Below are 21284 nucleotides of genomic sequence, written 5' to 3' on the forward strand. Positions count from 1 at the left end.
CAGGCTTCCAGGCTTTCAGGCCTCAGTGCGACTCGGCGGCGGCGCCGGCGTGTGCCCGCGTGACCAGATCGATGGCGACCTCCAGGACGGCCTTCCGCTTGTCCTCGGGGTCGCCTTCGATGTCCTTGAGGGCGAACATCCCGGCGTGCATCGTGAACAGGGCGCTCACGCACCGGACCTGGTCCGTCAGTGCGGCGTCCGACTCCCTGATGATGTCCAGCATCCCGAGCATGCGGTCCTTGAAGGAGTCGCCGATGCTCAGCTCGCGGATCGTGGCCTGGTTCTCCTGTACGAAGCGGAAGAGGGGGGCCGCGTCGGTGAGCGCCAGGCTGTAGCGGCGCAGCAGCTCCTGCTTGGTCTCCAGAGTGTGCGGCTGGCCCCTGCCCCACTCGATCAGCTCGTCCATCGGCCTCGTCAGATCCTGGAAGAGGCTGATGAGGATGTCTTCCTTGGTCTTGAAGTGGTAGTAGAGCGCCGCCTTCGTGACGTCCAGCCGTTCGGCGATCTCCCGCAGTGACGTCTTCTCGTAACCCTGCTCGGCGAAGAGTTCGATGGCCACGTCCTGGATGCGCTGACGGGTGTCCCCGCGCCGCCGCTGCCTGCTGCCGCCCATCGTGGCCGCTCCTCGTCCTTTTCGTCCCTACGTGTCGTAGGTGCTCGCCGTCGTTGGGTAAAGAAAAACTTACTTGACGCCCGGCTAGTTACGGGTCTACTTTCCCCAGTGTAGCCAGCTTGCCGGTCGGCAAGTAAGTAGCGCGGTCGGCAAGTAAGTAAGCAGGGCAGGACCCAGGGGAGTGGGGACAGTGGCGGACACCAAGGCGGCTGACGCAGCCGAGGCAGTGACAGAAGCGGGGGCGGAGCCAGGAGCGGAACAGGGAGCGGCCGAGGTCGAGGGCAAGCAGCCCAGGAGCGTACGGGTCGTCCTGCTCGCGTTGATGATCGCGATGCTCCTCGCGATGCTCGACAACATGATCGTCGGCACTGCCATGCCGACCATCGTGGGAGAACTGGGCGGGCTCGAACACCTGTCGTGGGTCGTCACGGCCTACACGCTCGCGACCGCCGCCTCCACCCCGATCTGGGGCAAGCTCGGTGACATGTACGGGCGCAAGGGCGTCTTCATGACCTCGATCGTGCTCTTCCTGATCGGGTCGGCCCTGAGCGGAATGGCCCAGGACATGGGCCAGCTCATCGGGTTCCGGGCGATCCAGGGGCTCGGCGCCGGCGGTCTGATGGTCGGCGTCATGGCGATCATCGGGGACCTGATTCCGCCGCGGGAGCGGGGCAAGTACCAGGGCATGATGGCCGGTGTGATGGCCCTCGCCATGATCGGCGGACCGCTGGTCGGCGGCACCATCACCGACCACTGGGGCTGGCGCTGGTCCTTCTACATCAACCTGCCGCTCGGTGTCGTGGCGCTGATCGCCATCAGTGCCGTACTGCATCTGCCCAGGAAGCGGGCGCAGGCGCGGATCGACTACCTCGGGGCCGGGCTGCTCACCGTGGGCATCACCTCGATCGTGCTGGTCACCACCTGGGGCGGGAGTGAGTACTCCTGGGGCTCCGCCATGATCATGGAGCTGATCGGGATCGGGGTCGCGGCGCTCGTCGGGTTCGTGTTCTGGCAGACCAGGGCCGCCGCGCCGGTCGTGCCGCTGCACATCTTCCGGAGCCGCAACTTCTCGCTGATGTCGGTCGTCGGGTTCATCACCGGGTTCGTGATGTTCGGCGCGGTGCTGTTCCTGCCGCTCTACCAGCAGTCAGTGCAGGGTGCGTCCGCGACCAACTCCGGGTTGCTGCTGCTGCCGATGCTGGGCGCGATGCTCGTCACCTCGATGGTCGCCGGGCGGGTCACCACCAACACCGGGCACTACAAGGTCTTCCCGATCGTGGGCAGTGCGCTGATGGCCGTCGGGCTGTATCTGCTGTCGCTCATGGACACGGATACGTCGCGACTGACGTCCGGGGTCTACATGGCCGTGCTCGGTGCCGGCATGGGCTGTCTGATGCAGATCACCATGCTGGTCTCGCAGAACAGCGTCGAGATGAAGGACATGGGCGTCGCGTCGTCCACCACCACGCTGTTCCGTACGCTCGGGTCGTCCTTCGGGGTCGCGATCATGGGCGCGCTCTTCAACAACCGGGTCCAGGGCGTGATGGCCGAGCGGGCCGGGGCGTTGGGCTCGAAGGTCACCGAGCAGTCGGCCCAGCTGGACGCGGCGAGCCTCGCGAAGCTGCCGGCGGCGGCGCGGGAGGCCTACCAGCACGCGGTGTCCGCCGGTACGCACTCGGCGTTCCTCCTCGGGGCGGTGGTCGCGGTCGTCGCCCTGGTCGCGGCGGTGTTCGTGAAGGAGGTCCCCCTGCGGGGCGCGGGACCGTCCACGGACGCCTCCGGCGATGGCGCCCCGAGCGACTCGGCCCCGGCCCCGAAGTCGGCCCCGGCCCCGAAGGCAACGGTGACCGAGACGGTCTGAGCCCCCGACGAACGGCCCGCAGCGCTTCCCGGCTGCGGGCCGTTCGCCGGTTGCGGGTTCGCTCGGGTTGGTTGCGCAGTTCCCCGCGCCCCTGGGGAGTGGGGCCTTGCGGCATGTGCTGCGTGCGGGTGGTCCGTGCCCGGGTGCGCAGTTCCCCGCGCCCCTGAGTCGCGGGGCCTCGCGTTGTGCTCTGCGTGCGGACGATCTGTGGTTGGTTGCGCAGTTCCCCGCGCCCCTTACGGGGCACGGCTGATGGCGCACCCGGTGAGCGGCGGGCCGTCCTTTCAGGGGCGCGAGGAACCGCGCACCCGGCCCAATGCGGCCCGCAGTCCATTCACACCCGAACCTCAACTCCCCCAGGGGCGCGGGGAACGGCGCGCTCAGCTCAATGCGGGTCGCAGCCCATTCACAGCCGAGCCCCACTCACCCAGGGGCGCGGGGAACTGCGCACTCAGCCCGAGCGAACCCGTAGTCGACACACACCCGAACCCCCACTCACCCAGGGGCGCGAGGAACCGCGCACCCAGCCCAAACGAACCCAGCCCAAACGAACCCGCGCCATCACACACCCCGCACCTACCCCACGCCCCCCAGCGGAGCTAAGGAAGCATCGGATGGCTCCCCGTGTTCGTAGGCGCGTGTTCCGGCAGCCACAGGACGGCGACCGCGCCCTCGACCGGCCCCGCGCCCACATCGAGCCCCACGTTGCGGAAGGTCAGCCGGGCGCCGAGCACCCGGGCCTGGCCCGCCGCGATGGTGAGGCCGAGCCCGTGACCGTGCCCCGCCCGGTCGCTGCTGCCCGTGCGGAAGCGGCTGGGCCCCTCGGCGAGGAGATCCGCCGGAAAGCCGGGCCCGTGATCGCGGACCCGGATGACCCGCCCCTCGACGGAGATCTCGATGGGCGGCTTGCCGTGCTTGGCGGCATTGGCGATGAGGTTGCCGACAACCCGCTCCAGCCGGCGCGGATCCGTGGTGACCTCGGACTCGTGCACCACCCTCACCTCGATGTCCGGATACGTCGAGGCGACCCGTCGGCTGATGAACTCGCCGAGGTTGAGGTCCTGCAACTCGGCCCGCTCGGACGCCCCGTCGAGCCGCGCCACCTCCAGCACGTCCTCGACGAGCGTACGCATCGCCTGGGCCCGGTCCCTGACCAGCTCGGACGGCCGCCCAGGCGGCAGCAGTTCGGCCGCGGTGAGCAACCCGGTCACCGGCGTGCGCAACTCGTGCGCGATGTCCGCGGTGACCCGCCGCTCGGCCTCGTACCGCTGCTTGAGCGCGTCCGCCATCGCGTCCACCGCGTGCGCGAGGTCGTCGGTCTCGTCCCGTACGACACCGCCGATGGCGTCCCGCACCCGCACATCGCTCTGCCGCTGCGCGACCAGGTTCGCGGCGCTCGCCGCCTTGCGGAGGCGGCCCGAGAGCTGGCCGCCGACCAGCACGCCGAGGGCGCAGCCGCCGAAGATGACCGCGATCGAACCGATGAACAGGGCCTGGTCGAGGTCCGCCATGACGTTGGCGCTGCGGTCCGTGAAACGGGTGTGCAGCGACAGGGTCCGGCCGTCCCGCATCGGCATGGCCGCCCAGATGTCGGGCACCCCGTCGGCGTTGTCCTGCACGAAGGTGGCCCGCCGTCCGGCCTTGACCTTGCGCAGCAGCTCCTGGGGTATGTCCGGATCGTCCACCCTGGTGCCCAGCCGGGCCGCCCCGCTGGAGGTGTCGTAGTACCGCGCCGCGATCTGCAGCCGCTCGTCCTGCACATCGCGGGCGTTGTCCAGCATGGTGACCCAGGCGGCGTTGTGCACGACGATGCTGAGCACCAGCGCCACCAGCGCGCTGACCAGCGCGATCGCCGCACTCAGCTTCCAACGCAGCCCGATCCGCAGCCCTCTGGGCAGCACCGGGCGCCTCATCCCTTGAGCTTGTAGCCGAAGCCGCGGACCGTCTCGATCCGGTCCTGGCCGATCTTCGTACGCAGCCGCTGCACATGGACGTCGACGACGCGGGTGTCACCGCCCCAGCCGTAGTCCCAGACCCGCTCCAGGAGCTTGTCGCGCGACAGAACCGTACCCGGCGCCGACGAGAACTCCAGGAGCAGCCGCATCTCGGTGGGGGTCAGCGCCACCGGCGCACCGCCCCTGCGCACCTCCATGCCCACGGTGTCGATCTCCAGTACGCCGTCACCGTCACCGAAGGACAGCACGCCGTCGGCGGGGACGGACGAGCCGCCCTCCGACTCCCCGGCGGCCCGCGGCCCGCTCGCGTGCCCGAAGCGCCGCAGCACGGCACGGATCCGCGCGACCAGGACGGCCCCGTCGAACGGCTTGGTCACGTAGTCGTCGGCGCCCGCCTCAAGGCCGAGGACGACGTCGATCGAGTCGGCGCGGGCCGACAGCATGATCACGGGCACGGTCGACTCGTCCCGGATCCGACGGCACAGCGACACACCGTCGAGCCCCGGCACCATCACGTCGAGCAGCGCGATGTCGGGCCGGTCGGCGCGGAACGCCTCCAGCCCCGACAGACCGTCGGGCATCGCGGTGACCACGAAGCCGTCGCGCTCCAGCGCGAGTTGGGTGGCCTCGCGGATGACGTCGTCGTCCTCGACGAACAGGACGTGGGTCTGCTCTGCCATCCGGTGCTCTCAGTTTCTCGGTCGGTCGGGTCGGTTGCGGATGCGGCCGGTCTAGTTCGTGGTCGGGACCGGCGTCTCGCCGCCCACCACCTTGCTGTAGTCGTTCGTCGTCCTGGCCCGCTCCGCGAAGCGGTTCGTCGTCCAGCGGTACGTGATCACTTCCTCGCCGGACGGATACTCCAGCGAGTCGCCCTTCCCGTACACCTGCTGGGTGACCACCAGGTCGCCCCGGTCGATCTCCGCGTAGACCGGAGGTTCCTCCGCCCGGAAGACATTCTTGTACGTGTCGCCCTGCTCGCGATACACGTACGAGCCGACGCCGACCGCGTCGCCGCAGGTCATCACGTTGACCAGGACGTCGTCCGCGGTCCCGCCGGTGAGGTTCCCGTACGACACGTCGACCGGGTACTCGTCGCCGAAGCAGGGCTTCAGGTCGCGCTTGACCGCCGCGCTGACACCCGGGTCGGTCCGGACGAGCCTGATCGCGTCCGCGCGTTCCTTGGTCGGGGAGGCGGAGGGGGTGCCGGCCTCCGCGGCGCCCGCGGTCACCGAGTCGGAGGCGGGGCCCTCGTCCCGGGCGCCGGTGCCGCCCGTGCCGCAGCCGGACACCAAAAGGCCGAGGGCGGTGAGCACGGCCACCGCCGCGATCACCGCCTTCAAGGCCCCGCCGGGCCGTGGAACCGTCGTGCCTACGCCGCGCAACGCTCCCGCTCCTCACCCTCCGGCACACCCGCGCCGAACTGGTCGCGTTCGTCGGACGCCCGGCGCTCCAGCTCCTCGCGGAGCCGGGCGAGCGCCCGGTGCAGTGTGCTCTTGACCGTACCGGCCGACATACCGAGGGCGGCGGCGGTCTCCTCCGTGGACATCTGCTCCCAGTGTCGCAGCACGACGACACTGCGTTGTTTCGGAGCGAGCACCTTCATGATGTCCATCAGGAGCGCGCGGTCGGCGTGCTGCTCGGTGGAGTCGGCCACGCTCGCGTCCGGCAGCTGCTCGGTGGGGACCTCCTCCAGCTTGCGGGCCCGCCACCACTCCGTACGTGTGTTGATCATGACGCGGCGCAGATAGGCGTCGGCGAGACGCTTGTCGGCGATGCCGTCCCAGCGGCCGTACGTGCGGACCAGCGCGGTCTGCAGCAGGTCCTGCGCGTCGACGGGGTCGGGGACCAGGCGGCGTGCGCTGCGCAGCAGCGCGTCCTGCCGGGTGCGTACGTACTCTTCGAACTCGAGCACCTCGCCATGCGCCATTCCAACCGCCTCCGTCCCCGTTTTCCGGCCTGTGTGCTGCCGGTTCTCCGTTGCCTGCCGTACCGCTGGTCCGCGGTACGGCAATGAAGTTACGGAGCAGTTGTCACGGGGCTGTCCGAACGAGCCTGCGGGAAGCGCTCGGCTGTCCGTCGGTTGTGTAACGGAAGTAGGGAATGGGTAAGGCGGGGTGACCACTGGGGAGGGTATGGGGCGTTTTGCCCACCGGGAGTTGTCAAGACGAACTGTCACTGACCCCGGTGGAACCTGTGAGTCAGCTCAGCGGCAGCCGGTACAGACCGCCCGCGAGGGGCTCGACGAGTCCGTCGGCGACCAGCCCGTCCAGGGCCCGGGCGCGCTGGACCGGCTCGTCCCACACCCGGTCCAGGACCGACTGCGGGACCGGCGAGACCGCCTCGCGCAGCACGGCGAGCAGCCGGCCGCGCACCTGCCGGTCCGTGCCCGCGTACGTCTGCCCGCGCCGCGGCGGCCCCTCGTGCGCGGGCTTGCCTCCCAGCCGCCACGCGCACTGGGCCGCGATCGGGCACCGCACACAACTCTCGTTCTTCGCCGTGCAGACGAGCGCGCCCAGCTCCATGGACGCGGCGGCCCAGAGCGAGGCCGTGCGCTCGTCGTCGGGCAACAGGGCGCGGGCGAGCTTGCGTTCGGCGGCGGTCGTGGCGTTCGGCGGGTACTGGACACCGGTGACGGCCCGCGCGAACACGCGCCGCACGTTCGTGTCGAGCACGGCGTGCCGCTGCCCGTACGCGAAGGACGCCACCGCGGCCGCCGTGTACTCGCCGATCCCGGGCAGCGCGAGCAACTGGGCGTGCTCCGTGGGTACGTCGCCGCCGTGGCGCTCCGTTATGGCGACCGCGGCGCCGTGCAGTCGCAGCGCGCGGCGCGGGTAGCCGAGGCGGCCCCAGGCGCGGACGGCCTCGCCCGGCGCGTCCTCGGCGAGGTCGGCGGGGCGCGGCCAGCGGGCGAGCCACTGCTCGTACACCGGCAGCACCCTGCTCACCGGCGTCTGCTGCAGCATGAACTCGCTGACCATCACTCCCCACGGTCCCGCGTCGGCCCGCCGCCATGGCAGGTCGCGCGCGTTGTCCTCGAACCAGTCGATGACAGGGGCGTGCAGGTCGTCGCCGACGGCTTCTCGCGCGTCGGCCTGGGCGTGGGATGTGGGTTTCGTGGGCGCAGTCATGGCAGTTCCGATCCTCCCATGAGGCGGCGCCTGCGGCGGTTTGGCGGGGCTGGGCGTCGCGATGCGTGTGCGGCGGGCCGATGATCTGTAAAAGATGATGGTCATGGCGGCGGGTGGGGACGGTGAACTCCCCGATCTCTCGTAGAGTTTGCGCCGTGGGATCTATGCGCAATCCGGTCGGGCCGCTTCCCTCCTCCATCTACTGGCGACGGAGGGCAATTCTCGTGTCCATGGTCGCGGTGTTGGCGCTGCTGGTCACGTGGGTGGTGACCTCGGGCGGCGGAGGCGGCGGCAAGAACGGCGCCGACGGGTCCAACGACAAGAACCCCACCGCCTCGATCACACCGGGCCCCTCCGGCTCGGATCCCGCGATCAGCCAAGCCCCGGGCGGGCGCGACGAGTCGGGCGACGAAGGCGACGGCGCCTCCGGCGGCTCGGCGGGCTCCGGGGACTCGGACGGTTCGGCCTCCGGGGGGTCCGAGGGGTCCGGGGGATCCGCCTCGGGCGGTGGCGGCGTGGACGACGGCGCGGGCGGCGGAGGCTCCGGTGACACGCTCCCGGCCGGTTCCAGCCTGCCCAACTGCACCGCCGGTGCCGTGAAGTTGACCCTGCGCAGCGTCAACAACGCGTACGCGCCCGGCGAGAAGCCCACCTTCGAACTGATCGCCAGGAACTCCTCCGGCAGCGACTGCAAGCTCGATCTCGGCCCCAAGAACGCGGTCCTGACCATCACCCAGGCGGACAGCGACGACGAGATCTGGTCCTCGGCCGACTGCCCGACAGGCGCCGCCTCCATCCTCATCCGCATCCCGGCCGACGACCGCGTGACCCACACCGTCCAGTGGAACCGCAAGTCCAGCGCCCCCGAGTGCGCCACCCCACCGGCCATCGCGGCAACAGCCGGCACCTACTTGGTGGAAGCCAAGGCCCCGGGCTTCACAAAGACCCAGACGTCCTTCGTCCTGAAGAAGGACTAGCGCCCCATAAGGGGCGCGGGGAACTGCGCAGTCTTTTAGGGGCGCGGGGAACGGCGCGCTCAACCCCCACAGAGCCGCACCCACATCACACGGCCGACCCCCACTCACCCAGGGGCGCGGGGCTGTGACATTGTGCGGCTCCGCCGAGTGGGCGCACTCAGCCCCCACTCACCCCCACCCAAAACACAAGGCCCCCCGGCCCCGCCAAACCGCCGGACGGCTACACGTACCGCTCCAGGATCGAGGACTCGGCCAACCGGGAAAGCCCCTCCCGCACACTACGAGCCCGAGCCTCCCCCACCCCGTCCACGGTCTGCAGATCATCCACGCTCGCGGCGAGCAGCTTCTGCAGCCCACCGAAGTGCTCGACAAGCCGGTCGATAATGGCCCCCGGCAACCGCGGCACCTTCGCCAGCAACCGGAACCCGCGGGGCGAAACGGCGGAGTCGAGCGCCTCGGGCGACCCCGTGTACCCCAAGGCCCGAGCCACCGTGGGCAGTTCGAGAAGCTCCGCATGGGTGAGCGCGTCGAGCTCGAACAACGCCTCGTCGACGGTCCGCGACCGCTTGGCCGTCGGCTCGGGCACATAGTCCCGCACGACAAGCTCCCGCTCGGGCTCGACCCCGGCGATCAACTCGTCCAGCTGAAGCGAGAGCAACCGCCCGTCCGTGCCCAACTCGACCACGTACTCGGCGATCTCGGTGGCGATCCGGCGCACCATCTCCAGCCGCTGGGCGACCGCCGAGATGTCCCGGACGGTGACCAGGTCCTCGATCTCCAGCGCGGACAACGTGCCGGCGACCTCGTCGAGCCGGAGCTTGTACCGCTCCAGGGTGGCCAGGGCCTGGTTCGCGCGGGAGAGGATCGCGGCCGAGTCCTCCAGGACCCGCCGCTGCCCGTCCACGTAGAGCGCGATCAGCCGCATGGACTGGGAGACGGAGACGACGGGGAAGCCGACCTGCTTGCTCACCCGGTCCGCCGTGCGGTGCCGGGTGCCCGTCTCCTCCGTGGGGATGGTGGGGTCGGGCACCAGCTGCACACCGGCCCGCAGGATCTTGGTGATGTCCTTGTCGACGATGATGCCGCCGTCGAGCTTGCACAGCTCACGCAGCCGGGTCGCCGTGAACTCGACGTCCAGCACGAAACCGCCGCTGCACATCGCCTCGACGGTCTTGTCCCAGCCGAGCACGATGAGCCCGCCGGTGTTGCCGCGGAGAATTCGCTCCAGGCCGTCACGCAGCCCGGTGCCGGGTGCCACGGCGCTGAGTGAGGTGCGCATCAGGCCATCGGCACCGGAACTCCCGGCGGACTTGCCGGGAACTGCTGCCCGGTCGTTGGCTGCCACTGCACTCCTCCGGTCGCAGGTGTCTGGGGGGCGCCCTGAGTTCGTACGGACGGGCGAGACCTGGGCAAAGTCTACCGGCGCTCCTCCTCGTCCCGTGGGGCCTCTCGCCGACGCGACCTCGGGAGGACCCTCAGCGCGTCCCCCATGTCGGCGACTTCCAGGACCTTCATGCCGGCAGGGATCTTGCCCGGATCGCCCGGAACGAGGGCGTGGGTGAAGCCCAGACGATGGGCTTCGGAGAGTCTGCGCTGGACGCCCGTGACCCGTCTGACCTCGCCCGCGAGGCCCACTTCGCCGATCGCGACGAGGTTCTTGGGCAGCGGGGCGTCGCTCGCGGCGCTGGCCAGCGCGAGCGCGATCGCGAGGTCCGCGGCGGGCTCGGTGAGCTTCACACCGCCGACCGTCGCGGTGTAGATGTCCCGCTTCCCGATGGCGCTGATCCGGCCGCGCTGCTCCAGGACGGCGAGCATCATCTGCACCCGGGAGGTCTCCAGACCGGAGGTCGTACGCCTCGGGGTGGGGATCTGGGTGTCCACGGTGAGCGCCTGGACCTCGGCCACCAGGGGGCGACGGCCTTCGAGCGTGACGGTCAGACAGGTGCCGGGGACGGGCTCGGCACGCCGGGTCAGGAACAGACCGCTCGGGTCGGTCAGGCCCGTGATGCCCTCGTCGTGCAGCTCGAAGCAGCCGACCTCGTCCGTCGTCCCGTACCGGTTCTTGACGCCCCGTACGAGCCGAAGGCGCGCGTGCCGGTCGCCCTCGAAGCTCAGGACGACGTCCACGAGGTGCTCAAGGAGCCGCGGTCCCGCGATGGCGCCGTCCTTGGTGACATGGCCCACCAGCAGGGTGGCCATGCCGCGCTCCTTGGAGGCGCGGATCAGGGCGCCGGCCACCTCGCGGACCTGGGACATGCCTCCGGGGGCGCCGTCGATCTCCGGCGAGGCCACCGTCTGTACGGAGTCGACGATGAGCAGGGACGGCTTCACCGCGTCCAAGTGGCCGAGGACCGCGGACAGATCGGTCTCCGCCGCCAGATACAGGTGGTCGTCGATCGCCTTGATGCGGTCGGCGCGCAGCCTGACCTGGCTCGCCGACTCCTCACCCGTGATGTAGAGCGTGCGGTGCTCGTCGCTGGACGCCTTCGCCGCCACGTCCAGCAGCAGAGTGGACTTGCCGACGCCCGGCTCGCCCGCCACGAGCACGACCGCGCCCGGTACGAGGCCGCCGCCGAGCACCCGGTCCAGCTCGGGCACGCCGGTCGAGCGGGCGGTCGCCTGCCGGCCGTCGACCTGGCCGATGGGCAGCGCGGACGTGGTGACCCGGCCGGGGGCCGTCGTACGCACCGCGGGCACGCCGTACTCGTCGATCGTCCCCCAGGCCTGGCATTCGGGGCAGCGACCGAGCCACTTGGCCGCCTGCCAGCCGCACTCGGTGCAGCGGTAGGACGGCCGGTCCTTCGCGGTCTTCGTACGGGCAGCCATGACACGAACCGTAACCGCCGCCACTGACAGCGCGGTGCCGGTCAGTTCCGTGCCCGGTGCCGATAACCGGGCACGCTTCGCAAAGCGGTCACAGCTCGTCAGGGACACGCCATGGAATTCAGGGCTCCTGTCCCCTTATGAGGGATCGTTTCACCCGTACGGATTAAATGTGCTCAAGCAACAAGTAGGGGCCACCACAGGGCCCCTACGGTCGCACGGGTGATGAGCCGCAGTCCCGAGACCTCGACCCGCACCACCAGCGCACACCGGGCGCACCGTGAGGCGCGCGACCGGGCGGCGGCGCGCACGCTGGCGCAGTGCCCGCCTCCGCGCTACGAGCCGTACCTGGACGGTCTGTTCACCTACTGCCTGTCCGTACTGTGCGACCACGACACGGCGACCGCCGCCCTCGGAGACGTTCTCGCGCTGGCCGAGCGCCGCGGCCAGCGCGGCCCGGAGACGCCCGACGACCGAAGGGCCTGGCTGTACGCCCTCGCCCGCTGGTCGTGCCTGCGCAAGCTCGCCGAGGCCAAGCAGAAACGTCATGGCGCCCATGCGCTGGGACGTTCCGAGGGCCCGCACGTCTCCGGCCGCCCCCAGGGCGCGTACGCCGACGGCCGGTCCCAGGGCGCGTACGGCGGTGTCCTCCGCGCCGCCACCGCCGTGGCCGCCGACCGCCCCGGCGGCCGGACGGCCGACCGGATCCCGGACCAGGCCGCCGACCCGAACGCCGACCTCCTCGCCGCCGCCGAGGAGGACCGCCGCCGTCGTGAACTCGCCCTGCTGGCCTGGCCGGAGGCCGCCGGCACGACGCCCGAGCAGCGTGAGGCGCTCGAACTGGCCGTACGGCACCAGCTCGCCGCGCACGAGGTCGCCGCGGTCCTCGGCATGGACCTGGCCGCCGCCCGCGAACTCCTCGCCACGGCCGCCTGCGAGGTCGAGCGCACGCGCGCGGCGCTCGCCGTCGTCGAGACCGGCACCTGCCCGGGAGTCACCCGGCTCACCGGCGACAACCACCTCGTCCTCAGCACGGCCCTGCGCCGCGAACTGGTCCGGCACGTCGACGACTGCCCTCACTGTCGCCGTACGGCGGAGCGCGCGGTCCCCGGCTCCTGGCCCGGCACCAGCGTCACGCCCGCCGCGCTGCCCGTACTCGAAGCCCCGCGCGCGGCCCTCCACCGGGCGATGACGCACGTCCCACGCGCGCGGGGCGGCGGTCCGCGCTTCGACCGGCGCGGTTTCCCGATGGACCCCAAGGACCGCGCGGCCCGTCGTGACCGCCTCCGCGCGCGTGCCGTCACCACCACCGTCGTCGCCACCGTCGTGGCGGCCCCGGTACTGGCCCTGTGGGCGGCCTACCGCGGCGTGCCCCTCACCGGCGAGGGAGTGGACGGCCGCCCGGTCACCGCGAGCGAGGCGCAGGACTCCGAGGCACTCGGCGGCGAGGCACCCGGCTACGAGAACGCCGGCAACGCCAGCACCAGGCCCGACCCCCGCTTCACCCCGGGCGGCGACTCGCCCGACGTCTCCGTGGAAGTCATCGGCGTGGCCTCGGGACAACAGAAAACCGGCCTCTCCGTAGAGGCCGGTTCCAGCGGCGACACGACACTGATCACCCTCACGGCGACCGGGAGTTCACCTGTCCGCTGGTCCGCGCACACCGGAGCGTCCTGGCTCTACCTCAGCCAGTCGTCAGGAACGCTGGACCCGGGCGAGTCGTTGACGATCAAGGTGTACGTCGATCATCTGCGCGAGCCGATCGGTCCCTGGAGCGCCAGTGTGTCGGTCGCACCCGCGGGCGCGGTCGTCACGATCGACGGCTACGGGACGGCGGGCCCGAGCCCGACGCATCCCGGGCCCCGCCCGGACCCGCCCACGCCGACCCATCCCGGTCCGACCGGGCCGGGGCCCGACCCGGAGCCCACGCCCAGCGATCCGCCGACGTCCAGCCCCGATCCCGAGCCCACGCCCAGCGACACGGCTCCGACGGACCCGGAGCCGGAACCCCCGCCGGAACCCCCCGGAGGTTCCACGCCGCCGCCCACCGGTACTCCGAGTGACAGCGGCGACCCGAGCCCGTCGGAGGGCTGAACGCTTCCGCGGGTGGGGTCGTCGTCCGCGGGTCGTCGTGGGCCGGTCGCGCCCACGCGGCGGAGCCGCACAACGTCACAACCCCGCGTGCCTTATGGGGCGCCGCGAGCCGGGTCCGCCGGATGCGGAGCCACCAGCGGCAGCTGCGACGCCAGGCGCTCCTCGCACAGCTCCACCAGGCGGTCGTAGCCGGCCTTGCCCATCAGTTCGATCAGTTCCGGCCGGTACGAGACGTAGACCGGGTCGCCCGCGCCGTGCGCCGAGGTCGCCGAGGTGCACCACCAGTGCAGGTCGTGTCCGCCAGGACCCCACCCGCGGCGGTCGTACTCGCCGATCGAGACCTGGAGCACCCGGGTGTCGTCGGGCCGGTCGATCCACTCGTACGTGCGCCGGACCGGGAGCTGCCAGCAGACGTCCGGCTTGGTCTCCAGGGGCTCGCGGCCCTCCTTGACGGCCAGGATGTGCAGCGAGCAGCCCGCGCCGCCCGCGAAGCCCGGCCGGTTCTGGAAGATGCACGAGCCCTGGTACGGCCGGGTCTGCCGGTCGCCGTCCTCGTCCTTCGAGACCCAGCCGGTCTCCGTCCCCACCTCGTGGTTCTGCCACATCTCCGGCGTGAGCCTCGCCACATGCCCTGCTACGCGCTTCTCGTCGTCCTCGTCCGAGAAGTGGGCGCCCAGCGTGCAGCACCCGTCGTCCGCGCGGCCCGCCTGGATGCCCTGGCAGCCGCTTCCGAAGATGCAGTTCCAGCGGGAGGTCAGCCATGTCAGATCGCAGCGGAAGAGCTGCTCGTCGTCGGCCGGATCAGGGAACTCCACCCACGCACGCGCGAAGTCGAGCCCCTTCTCGTCATCCCGCTTCGGGACGGCCGGGGACTTCTTGGACTTGGGCGAACCCTTGGCGGACTTGGCGGACGCTGCCGACTTGTCGGCCTTTGCCTTTTTCGTCTTTGGCACGAGTCCAGGGTAAGTGGCCCGGAAGCCATCCGGGGACGGCTGGGCGTTCCGCGCGCAGTAGCGTTCCGTACATGAGACTCGGTGTCCTCGACGTGGGTTCGAACACGGTGCATCTGCTGGTGGTGGATGCACACCCCGGCGCGCGCCCGCTGCCCGCGCACTCGCACAAGGCGGAGCTGCGGCTCGCCCAACTCCTCGACGAGAGCGGCGCGATCGATTCCGTAGGAGTCGACAAACTGATCGCCGTTGTCCAGGAGGCGCTGGAGGCCGCCGAGGACAAGGGCGTCGAGGACCTGCTGCCGTTCGCGACCTCCGCGGTGCGTGAGGCCAGCAACGCCGACGACGTACTGGCCCGGGTGCGCGCCGAGACCGGTGTCGAGCTCCAGGTCCTGACCGGGGCCGAGGAGGCGCGGCTCACGTTCCTGGCGGCCCGCCGCTGGTTCGGCTGGTCGGCGGGGAAGCTGCTCGTCCTCGACATCGGCGGCGGCTCCCTGGAGATCGCGTACGGCATCGACGAGGAGCCGGACGCGGCGGCCTCGCTGCCGCTGGGCGCGGGCCGGCTGACCGCGGGCTGGCTGCCGAACGACCCCGCGGACCCGGAGGACATCAGGGCCCTGCGCCGCCATGTGCGGGCCCAGATCGCCCGTACGGTCGGGGAGTTCAGCCGCTTCGGCGCCCCCGACCACGTGGTCGCGACCTCCAAGACCTTCCGGCAGCTCGCCCGTATCGCGGGGGCCGCCCGCTCGGCCGACGGCCTGTACGTCCAGCGCGAGCTCAAGCGCCGCTCCCTGGAGGACTGGGTCCCCCGCCTCGCCGCCATGACCACCGCCGAACGCGCCGAACTCCCCGGCGTCTCCGACGGCCGCGCCAACCAGCTCCTCGCCGGCGCCATCGTCGCCGCCGGCGCCATGGACCTCTTCGGCGTGGAAACCCTGGAAATCTGCCCCTGGGCCCTCAGAGAGGGCGTAATCCTCCGAACCCTGGACCAGATGGCGACGCCGTAGCCCCCCACTCGACACCCGCCCTCACTTCCCCCCACTCAGGGGTGCGCGGGTCCGCCGACCCGTCACCCCCCGGCCAAAGCCCCCCACCCGAACACAACCACCGGAGCCAACCCGTAACCTGTCCCCGTGGCAGAACCAGTCGTGCGCATCCCGGATGCGAAGGTCGCACTGTCCACGGCCTCCGTGTACCCGGAGTCGACGGCAACGGCCTTCGAGATCGCCGCACGCCTCGGCTACGACGGCGTCGAGGTCATGGTGTGGACCGACCCGGTCAGCCAGGACATCGAGGCCCTCCGCCGCCTCAGCGACTACCACCGGGTCCCGATCCTCGCGATCCACGCCCCCTGCCTGCTCATCACCCAGCGCGTCTGGTCCACCGACCCGTGGACCAAGCTCCAGCGCGCCCAGTCGGCAGCCGAGAAACTCGGCGCGAGCACGGTCGTCGTACACCCCCCTTTCCGCTGGCAGCGCCAGTACGCGCGCGACTTCGTCACCGGGATCTGGCGGATGGCGAACGAGACGGACGTACGGTTCGCCGTCGAGAACATGTACCCCTGGCGTTACCGCGACCGCGAGATGCTCGCCTACGCCCCCGACTGGGACGTCACGAAGGAGGACTACCGCCACTTCACGATCGATCTCAGCCACACGGCGACCGCCCGCTCGGACGCGCTCCAGATGATCGACCGCATGAGCGACCGCCTCGGCCACGTCCACCTCGCCGACGGCAACGGCTCCAACAAGGACGAGCACCTCGTCCCCGGCCGCGGCACACAGCCCTGCGCCGAGCTGCTGGAACGCCTCGCCCTGTCCGGCTTCGACGGCCACGTCGTCATCGAGGTCAACACCCGCCGCGCCATGTCCAGCGCCGAACGCGAGGCCGACCTCGCGGAGGCCCTCGCCTTCACCCGGCTCCACCTGGCCTCGGCCGTACGGGTCCCGCGCTCGTGACCAGCGCCGCCCCGCGCCGCCGCGGACGCCCCTCCCACGCCGACTCCGCGGACACCCCCGCCGCCCGCGACCGCATCCTGGCGGCGGCCCGCGAGGAGTTCTCCGAGCGGGGCTACGAGAAGACGTCCGTACGCGGCATCGCCAAGGCCGCGGGCGTGGACTCGGCGCTCGTGCACCACTACTTCGGCACCAAGGACCAGGTCTTCGAGGCGTCCATCGAGGTCGCCTTCGGGCCCCTCCTGAGCGCCCCGGGCTCGATCGCGGAAGGCCCCCTCGACGGCGTCGGCGAGCGGCTGGCCCGCTTCTTCTTCGGGGTCTGGGAGAACCCGGCGACCCGCAAGGCGCTGCTCGCGATCGTCCGCTCCGCCGTGAACAACGAGGTCGCGGCCGGGGTCTTCCGCCGCCTCGTCTCGGCCCAGCTGCTGCGCCGCGTCGCCGCCCAGCTGGACGCGCCGGACGCCGAACTGCGCGCCGAGCTCGCGGCGGCCCAGCTCGTCGGCATCGCGATGCTGCGATACGTGATCAAGGTCGAGCCGCTGGCCTCGGCGGACCCGGAACAGCTCATCGCGAGGGTCGCCCCGGTGATCCAGGGACACCTGACGGGCCCCTGAGCGGGTACAGCCGAAAACCGAGACGGCCATCCCGCATTCCGGACACGTTGTCCAATCCCTGGATGACCGGCGTACGCTCGACGTGAGTCATTACTCTCCGAAGGAGCGAGCGACGATGCCCGAGCTGAGGTCCCGCACAGTCACCCACGGCCGCAACATGGCGGGCGCACGCGCCCTTATGCGCGCCTCCGGTGTACCGGGCGCGGACATCGGCCGCAAGCCGATCATCGCGGTCGCCAACAGCTTCACCGAGTTCGTGCCCGGCCACACCCACCTCCAGCCGGTCGGCCGGATCGTGAGCGAGGCCATCACGGCCGCGGGCGGCATCCCGCGCGAGTTCAACACGATCGCCGTGGACGACGGCATCGCGATGGGCCACGGCGGAATGCTGTACTCACTGCCGTCCCGCGACCTGATCGCGGACAGCGTCGAGTACATGGTGGAGGCCCACTGCGCCGACGCCCTGATCTGCATCTCGAACTGCGACAAGATCACGCCCGGCATGCTGATGGCGGCCCTGCGTCTGAACATCCCGACGGTCTTCGTCTCCGGCGGCCCGATGGAGTCCGGCCGCGCGACCCTGGTCGACGGCACGGTCCGTACGCTCGACCTGGTCGACGCGATCTCCGACGCCGTGAACGACAAGATCTCGGACGAGGACATCCTCCGTATCGAGGAGAACGCCTGTCCGACCTGCGGCTCCTGTTCCGGCATGTTCACGGCCAACTCGATGAACTGCCTCGCGGAGGCCATCGGACTCGCCCTCCCGGGCAACGGCTCGGTCCTGGCCACGCACACGGCCCGCAAGGCGCTGTACGAGAACGCGGGGCGCACGGTGATGGACATCACCCGCCGCCACTACGAGCAGGACGACGAGACGGTCCTGCCGCGCAACATCGCCACGATCGCGGCCTTCGAGAACGCCATGGCGCTCGACATCGCCATGGGCGGCTCGACCAACACGATCCTGCACCTGCTGGCCGCCGCCCAGGAGGCGGGCGTTCCCTTCGGCCTCGACGAGATCAACGCGGTCTCGCGCCGCGTGCCCTGCCTCGCCAAGGTCGCCCCGAACGTGGCCAAGGACCGGACGTACTACATGGAGGACGTGCATCGGGCCGGAGGCATCCCCGCTCTGCTCGGCGAACTGCACCGCGCGGGCCTCCTGAACGAGGACGTGAACTCGGTGCACAGCCCCTCCCTGGCGGACTGGCTGAAGACCTGGGACGTCCGCGCAGGCTCCCCGTCCCCCGAGGCCCTGGAGCTGTGGCACGCGGCACCCGGCTGCGTCCGTTCCGCCGAGGCCTTCTCCCAGTCCGAGCGCTGGGAGGCCCTCGACGAGGACGCGGAGGGCGGCTGCATCCGCTCGGCGGAGCACGCGTACTCGAAGGACGGCGGCCTGGCGGTCCTGAAGGGCAACCTCGCCGTCGACGGCTGTGTCGTGAAGACGGCAGGCGTGGACGAGTCGATCTGGACCTTCGAGGGCCCGGCGGTCGTCTGCGAGTCGCAGGAGGAGGCCGTCGACAAGATCCTCAAGAAGGAGATCACGCACGGCGACGTCGTCGTCATCCGCTACGAGGGCCCCAAGGGCGGCCCCGGCATGCAGGAGATGCTCTACCCGACGTCCTTCCTGAAGGGCCGCGGCCTCGGCAAGACCTGCGCCCTGATCACCGACGGCCGCTTCTCCGGCGGCACGTCCGGCCTGTCCATCGGCCACGCCTCCCCGGAAGCGGCCTCCGGCGGCACGATCGCCCTCGTCCGGGACGGCGACCGCATCCGCATCGACATCCCGAACCGCGGCATCGAGCTCCTGGTCTCCGACGAGGAACTGGCCACCCGCCGCGAGGCCCTGGGCGGCGTCTACGCCCCGGCCGACCGCGAGCGCAAGGTCTCCGCCGCCCTGCGCGCGTACGCGGCGATGGCCACCAGCGCCGACAAGGGCGCTGTCCGGGACGTCTCCAAACTCGGCTAGCCCCGCACCACCCCCACCACGTGGGCCCGCCCGGTCCTCACCACCGGGCGGGTTCGCCGTTTCCGGGACCTACCAGCCGGCGGGCTTGCGGGCGTCCACCGCGAAGACACTGCCGTCGGGCGCGCTTGCGTAGACCCGGTCGCCCACGACCAGAGGCGCGGGCAGCTCCGCGACGACCCCCTCGGTCCTGTCGTCGCTGAGCCGTGGACGGGTCTGGCCAAGGAGCCTGCCGGTACGCGCGTCGGCCGAGAGCAGCCGGCCGTCGGGGGCGGTGACGTACACATGCCGGTCGTCGGCGGTCGGCGCCGAACCCCTGCTGACCGACGTCTCCAGCCGCCACCGCTGCTTGCCGGCATCGAGGTCCACCGCGACCAGCGCCCCACCGGTGGCCAGGAAATAGGCCGTTCCGTCGTGCAGGGCGGCCGTGGCGGACGGGAGCGGAAGGCCGAGCGGGATCCGCCGTACGCGGCCCGGGTCGGGCGTGTAGCCGACGACGCTCACGGTCTCCTGGTACGAGTTCTCCCCGGTCAGCCAGAGGGTGCCCTTCGCGGCTCCGACGGGGACGAGCAGTCCGTCGAGGCTGTGGCGCCACCGCACGTCCCCGGTCCGCGGATCCACCGCGATCACCCGCGTGCTCGTGTTGTCGGCGCCCAGTGTCGTCGCATAGGCGAGCTCACCGCCGAAGTACGCGAAGGAGGGCTGGGCCCGGCCGGCCACGCGATGGCGCCACAGCCGGTCCCCGGTCTTGCCGTCGACACCGGTGACCATGCCGTCGGGCGAGCTCAGCAGAACCGTGTCGCCCGCGCTCTGCTGCACACCGCCCTCGTACTCCGCCGCGATGTCCAGCGTCCAGCGGGTCCTGCCCGTGCCGGGGTCGAGCGCGACGAGCTGCTTCTGGTCCGGGGTGACGGCGTGCACCAGTCCACCCGACAGGACGGGTGCGACCACGCCGCCGGCTCCCGCGGTTCCGGGTTTCCGCGTCCACCGCACCTTGCCGGTCAGCGGGTCGACGGAGGCGGCGAGCACACCGGGAGCGGCGCACCGCAGGGCCCCGGCGCCGTAGGCGCATTGGGGCATGCCGCCCTGCGCGGTGCCCACCTTCGTGACCCACGGGCGGAACGTGTCGGCGGCGGCACGGCGTTCGGTGCCCGGGTCCGGGCTGCCGCCGGAGTCACCGTCGACACTCGGCACGCCGAAGAGAAGCGCACCGCCCACCGCCAGTACGGATACGACACCGGCGGCGACGGAGAGAAGGACACGACGACGACGGGTGCGCGACGAGAGGTCCCCGGAACCGGCGGGCGAGTCCGGGTCCGGGTCCGGTCCGGAAGCCCCGGCTGCCGTACGCCGCTTGCCGCGCACGTGAGTCGGACCGTCCCCGGGCAGGGGCGCGGGCTCGTGCCCGGAGACGCCTTCGGCCTCGGCCCCCGGCTCCGGCTCCGGTGTGCGCTGCGCGGGGATGAACGCCTGGGTGTCGTAGAGCGAGGAGACGAGCCGCAGTTCCGTCATGAGCTCGTCGGGCGTGGGCCGTTCGTCCGGCTCCTTGGCGAGGCAGCGGCCGACGAGCTTTGCCAGATCATCGGGGACACCCGTCAAGTCCGGCTCGTCGTGCACCACTTGATACGCGACGATGTAAGGACTGTCGGAGTCGAAGGGCCCGCGCCCCGTTGCCGCGTGCACGAGGACCGACCCGAGGGCGAAGATGTCGGCGGCCGGGCCCACCTCGCGGGGGCGGCGGAACTGCTCGGGGGCCATGAAGGGCGGGGTACCGATCAGCTTGCCGGTCTCCGTGCGCAGCTCACTGTCCGATGGCCGGGAGATGCCGAAGTCGATGACCTTGGGACCGTCGTCGGCGAGCAGGACGTTGCTCGGTTTGAGGTCGCGGTGCACGACACCGGCACGGTGGATGTCGCGCAACCCCTCGGCGAGGCCGGCCATGACCTGACGCAGCTGCGCGGACGACAACGAGCCGTTCCGCTTCACGTGCTCGGCCAGCGTCAGCCCCGGTATGAACAGGGTGGCCATCCAGGGCCGGTCGGCCTCGGGGTCGGCGTCCACGACCGGTGCGGTGAAGGCACCGCTGACCCGCCGCGCGGCCGCGACCTCCTGCCGGAACCGTCCCCTGAACTCGGGGTCCTTGGCGAACTCGGCATGGACGACCTTCACCGCGAGCCGCAGCCCGGAGGTCGAGCGCGCCAGATGGACGACGCCCATACCGCCCGAACCGAGGCGTGACTCAAGGCGGTACTGCCCGGCGTATTCGGGAAGTTCCGCTTCGGCACCGGATCCGGCGCTGCGTCGTGGCGGCATGGTCCACCCCCGTGAATTACGTACGCACGCGCGAC

General features: G+C 71.2%; 17 protein-coding genes. 7 read left to right on the top strand and 10 right to left on the bottom strand.

Going from position 1 to position 21284, the window contains the following annotated elements; translation table 11 throughout:
* Positions 1-22 precede the first annotated feature (22 nt).
* The gene (locus ACH4YP_RS41895) at positions 23-613 is read right to left on the bottom strand and encodes a TetR/AcrR family transcriptional regulator (RefSeq protein WP_398496410.1); all 591 of its coding nucleotides are present in this window, start codon (positions 611-613) and stop codon (positions 23-25) included.
* Between the two features lie 226 nt (positions 614-839).
* Here ACH4YP_RS41895 and ACH4YP_RS41900 point away from each other — a divergent pair, with 226 nt between their 5' ends.
* Positions 840-2474 carry an MDR family MFS transporter gene (locus ACH4YP_RS41900; protein ID WP_398496445.1) on the top strand — a complete coding sequence of 545 codons (1635 nt, stop codon included), beginning with the start codon at positions 840-842 and terminating at the stop codon, positions 2472-2474.
* Positions 2475-3073: 599 nt separating this feature from the next.
* Here ACH4YP_RS41900 and cseC read toward each other — a convergent pair.
* The 5 genes from cseC to ACH4YP_RS41925 all read right to left on the bottom strand — a co-directional run bounded on the left by cseC (position 3074) and on the right by ACH4YP_RS41925 (position 7557).
* On the bottom strand, positions 3074-4387 hold the full coding sequence (cseC, locus tag ACH4YP_RS41905) for a two-component system sensor histidine kinase CseC (RefSeq protein ID WP_361050003.1): 1314 nt from the start codon (positions 4385-4387) through the stop codon (positions 3074-3076).
* Positions 4384-5109 carry a two-component system response regulator CseB gene (gene cseB, locus ACH4YP_RS41910; RefSeq protein WP_361050000.1) on the bottom strand — a complete coding sequence of 242 codons (726 nt, stop codon included), beginning with the start codon at positions 5107-5109 and terminating at the stop codon, positions 4384-4386. Before cseB ends, cseC begins: the two co-directional genes overlap by 4 nt.
* 51 nt (positions 5110-5160) lie before the next feature.
* Entirely contained in the window at positions 5161-5811 is a 651-nt protein-coding gene (locus ACH4YP_RS41915; protein WP_361049998.1) for a hypothetical protein, read from the bottom strand.
* Complete coding sequence (locus ACH4YP_RS41920; protein WP_398496413.1) at positions 5799-6356, bottom strand: SigE family RNA polymerase sigma factor; 558 nt, start codon at positions 6354-6356, stop codon at positions 5799-5801. Before ACH4YP_RS41920 ends, ACH4YP_RS41915 begins: the two co-directional genes overlap by 13 nt.
* Before the next feature lie 271 nt (positions 6357-6627).
* Positions 6628-7557, bottom strand: a complete 930-nt coding sequence (locus tag ACH4YP_RS41925; protein ID WP_361049992.1) for an A/G-specific adenine glycosylase — start codon at positions 7555-7557, stop codon at positions 6628-6630.
* Positions 7558-7712: 155 nt separating this feature from the next.
* On the opposite strand from ACH4YP_RS41925, the gene ACH4YP_RS41930 reads away from it, so the two are divergent.
* Positions 7713-8534, top strand: coding sequence for a hypothetical protein (locus tag ACH4YP_RS41930; protein ID WP_361049989.1), 822 nt, complete (start codon positions 7713-7715; stop codon positions 8532-8534).
* A gap of 220 nt (positions 8535-8754) precedes the next feature.
* Here ACH4YP_RS41930 and disA read toward each other — a convergent pair whose 3' ends face one another.
* A complete protein-coding gene (gene disA, locus ACH4YP_RS41935; RefSeq protein ID WP_361049986.1) occupies positions 8755-9879 on the bottom strand; it encodes a DNA integrity scanning diadenylate cyclase DisA in 1125 nt (374 codons plus the stop codon).
* Positions 9880-9950: 71 nt separating this feature from the next.
* Positions 9951-11360: a DNA repair protein RadA gene (gene radA, locus ACH4YP_RS41940; RefSeq protein WP_361049982.1), complete on the bottom strand. Its 1410-nt coding sequence runs from the start codon at positions 11358-11360 to the stop codon at positions 9951-9953.
* Between the two features lie 222 nt (positions 11361-11582).
* Here radA and ACH4YP_RS41945 point away from each other — a divergent pair, with 222 nt between their 5' ends.
* The gene (locus ACH4YP_RS41945) at positions 11583-13451 is read left to right on the top strand and encodes a hypothetical protein (protein ID WP_398496415.1); all 1869 of its coding nucleotides are present in this window, start codon (positions 11583-11585) and stop codon (positions 13449-13451) included.
* A gap of 92 nt (positions 13452-13543) precedes the next feature.
* Here the strand turns inward: ACH4YP_RS41945 and ACH4YP_RS41950 are convergent, their stop codons facing one another.
* Positions 13544-14404, bottom strand: coding sequence for a hypothetical protein (locus tag ACH4YP_RS41950; RefSeq protein WP_361049976.1), 861 nt, complete (start codon positions 14402-14404; stop codon positions 13544-13546).
* A gap of 71 nt (positions 14405-14475) precedes the next feature.
* Here ACH4YP_RS41950 and ACH4YP_RS41955 point away from each other — a divergent pair, with 71 nt between their 5' ends.
* The 4 genes from ACH4YP_RS41955 to ilvD all read left to right on the top strand — a co-directional run bounded on the left by ACH4YP_RS41955 (position 14476) and on the right by ilvD (position 18939).
* Positions 14476-15408 carry a Ppx/GppA phosphatase family protein gene (locus tag ACH4YP_RS41955; protein ID WP_055617998.1) on the top strand — a complete coding sequence of 311 codons (933 nt, stop codon included), beginning with the start codon at positions 14476-14478 and terminating at the stop codon, positions 15406-15408.
* Positions 15409-15534: 126 nt separating this feature from the next.
* Positions 15535-16359, top strand: coding sequence for a sugar phosphate isomerase/epimerase (locus ACH4YP_RS41960; RefSeq protein ID WP_361049972.1), 825 nt, complete (start codon positions 15535-15537; stop codon positions 16357-16359).
* A complete protein-coding gene (locus ACH4YP_RS41965; protein WP_361049969.1) occupies positions 16356-16970 on the top strand; it encodes a TetR family transcriptional regulator in 615 nt (204 codons plus the stop codon). The genes ACH4YP_RS41960 and ACH4YP_RS41965 overlap by 4 nt, the downstream gene beginning before the upstream one ends.
* A gap of 115 nt (positions 16971-17085) precedes the next feature.
* Complete coding sequence (ilvD, locus tag ACH4YP_RS41970; RefSeq protein WP_398496418.1) at positions 17086-18939, top strand: dihydroxy-acid dehydratase; 1854 nt, start codon at positions 17086-17088, stop codon at positions 18937-18939.
* Positions 18940-19008: 69 nt separating this feature from the next.
* On the opposite strand, the gene ACH4YP_RS41975 is transcribed toward ilvD, so the two are convergent.
* Complete coding sequence (locus ACH4YP_RS41975; protein ID WP_398496420.1) at positions 19009-21249, bottom strand: serine/threonine-protein kinase; 2241 nt, start codon at positions 21247-21249, stop codon at positions 19009-19011.
* Between the last annotated feature and the right edge of the window lie 35 nt (positions 21250-21284).

Source organism: Streptomyces sp. NPDC020747 (assembly GCF_044334695.1).
Taxonomy (GTDB): Bacteria; Actinomycetota; Actinomycetes; order Streptomycetales; family Streptomycetaceae; genus Streptomyces.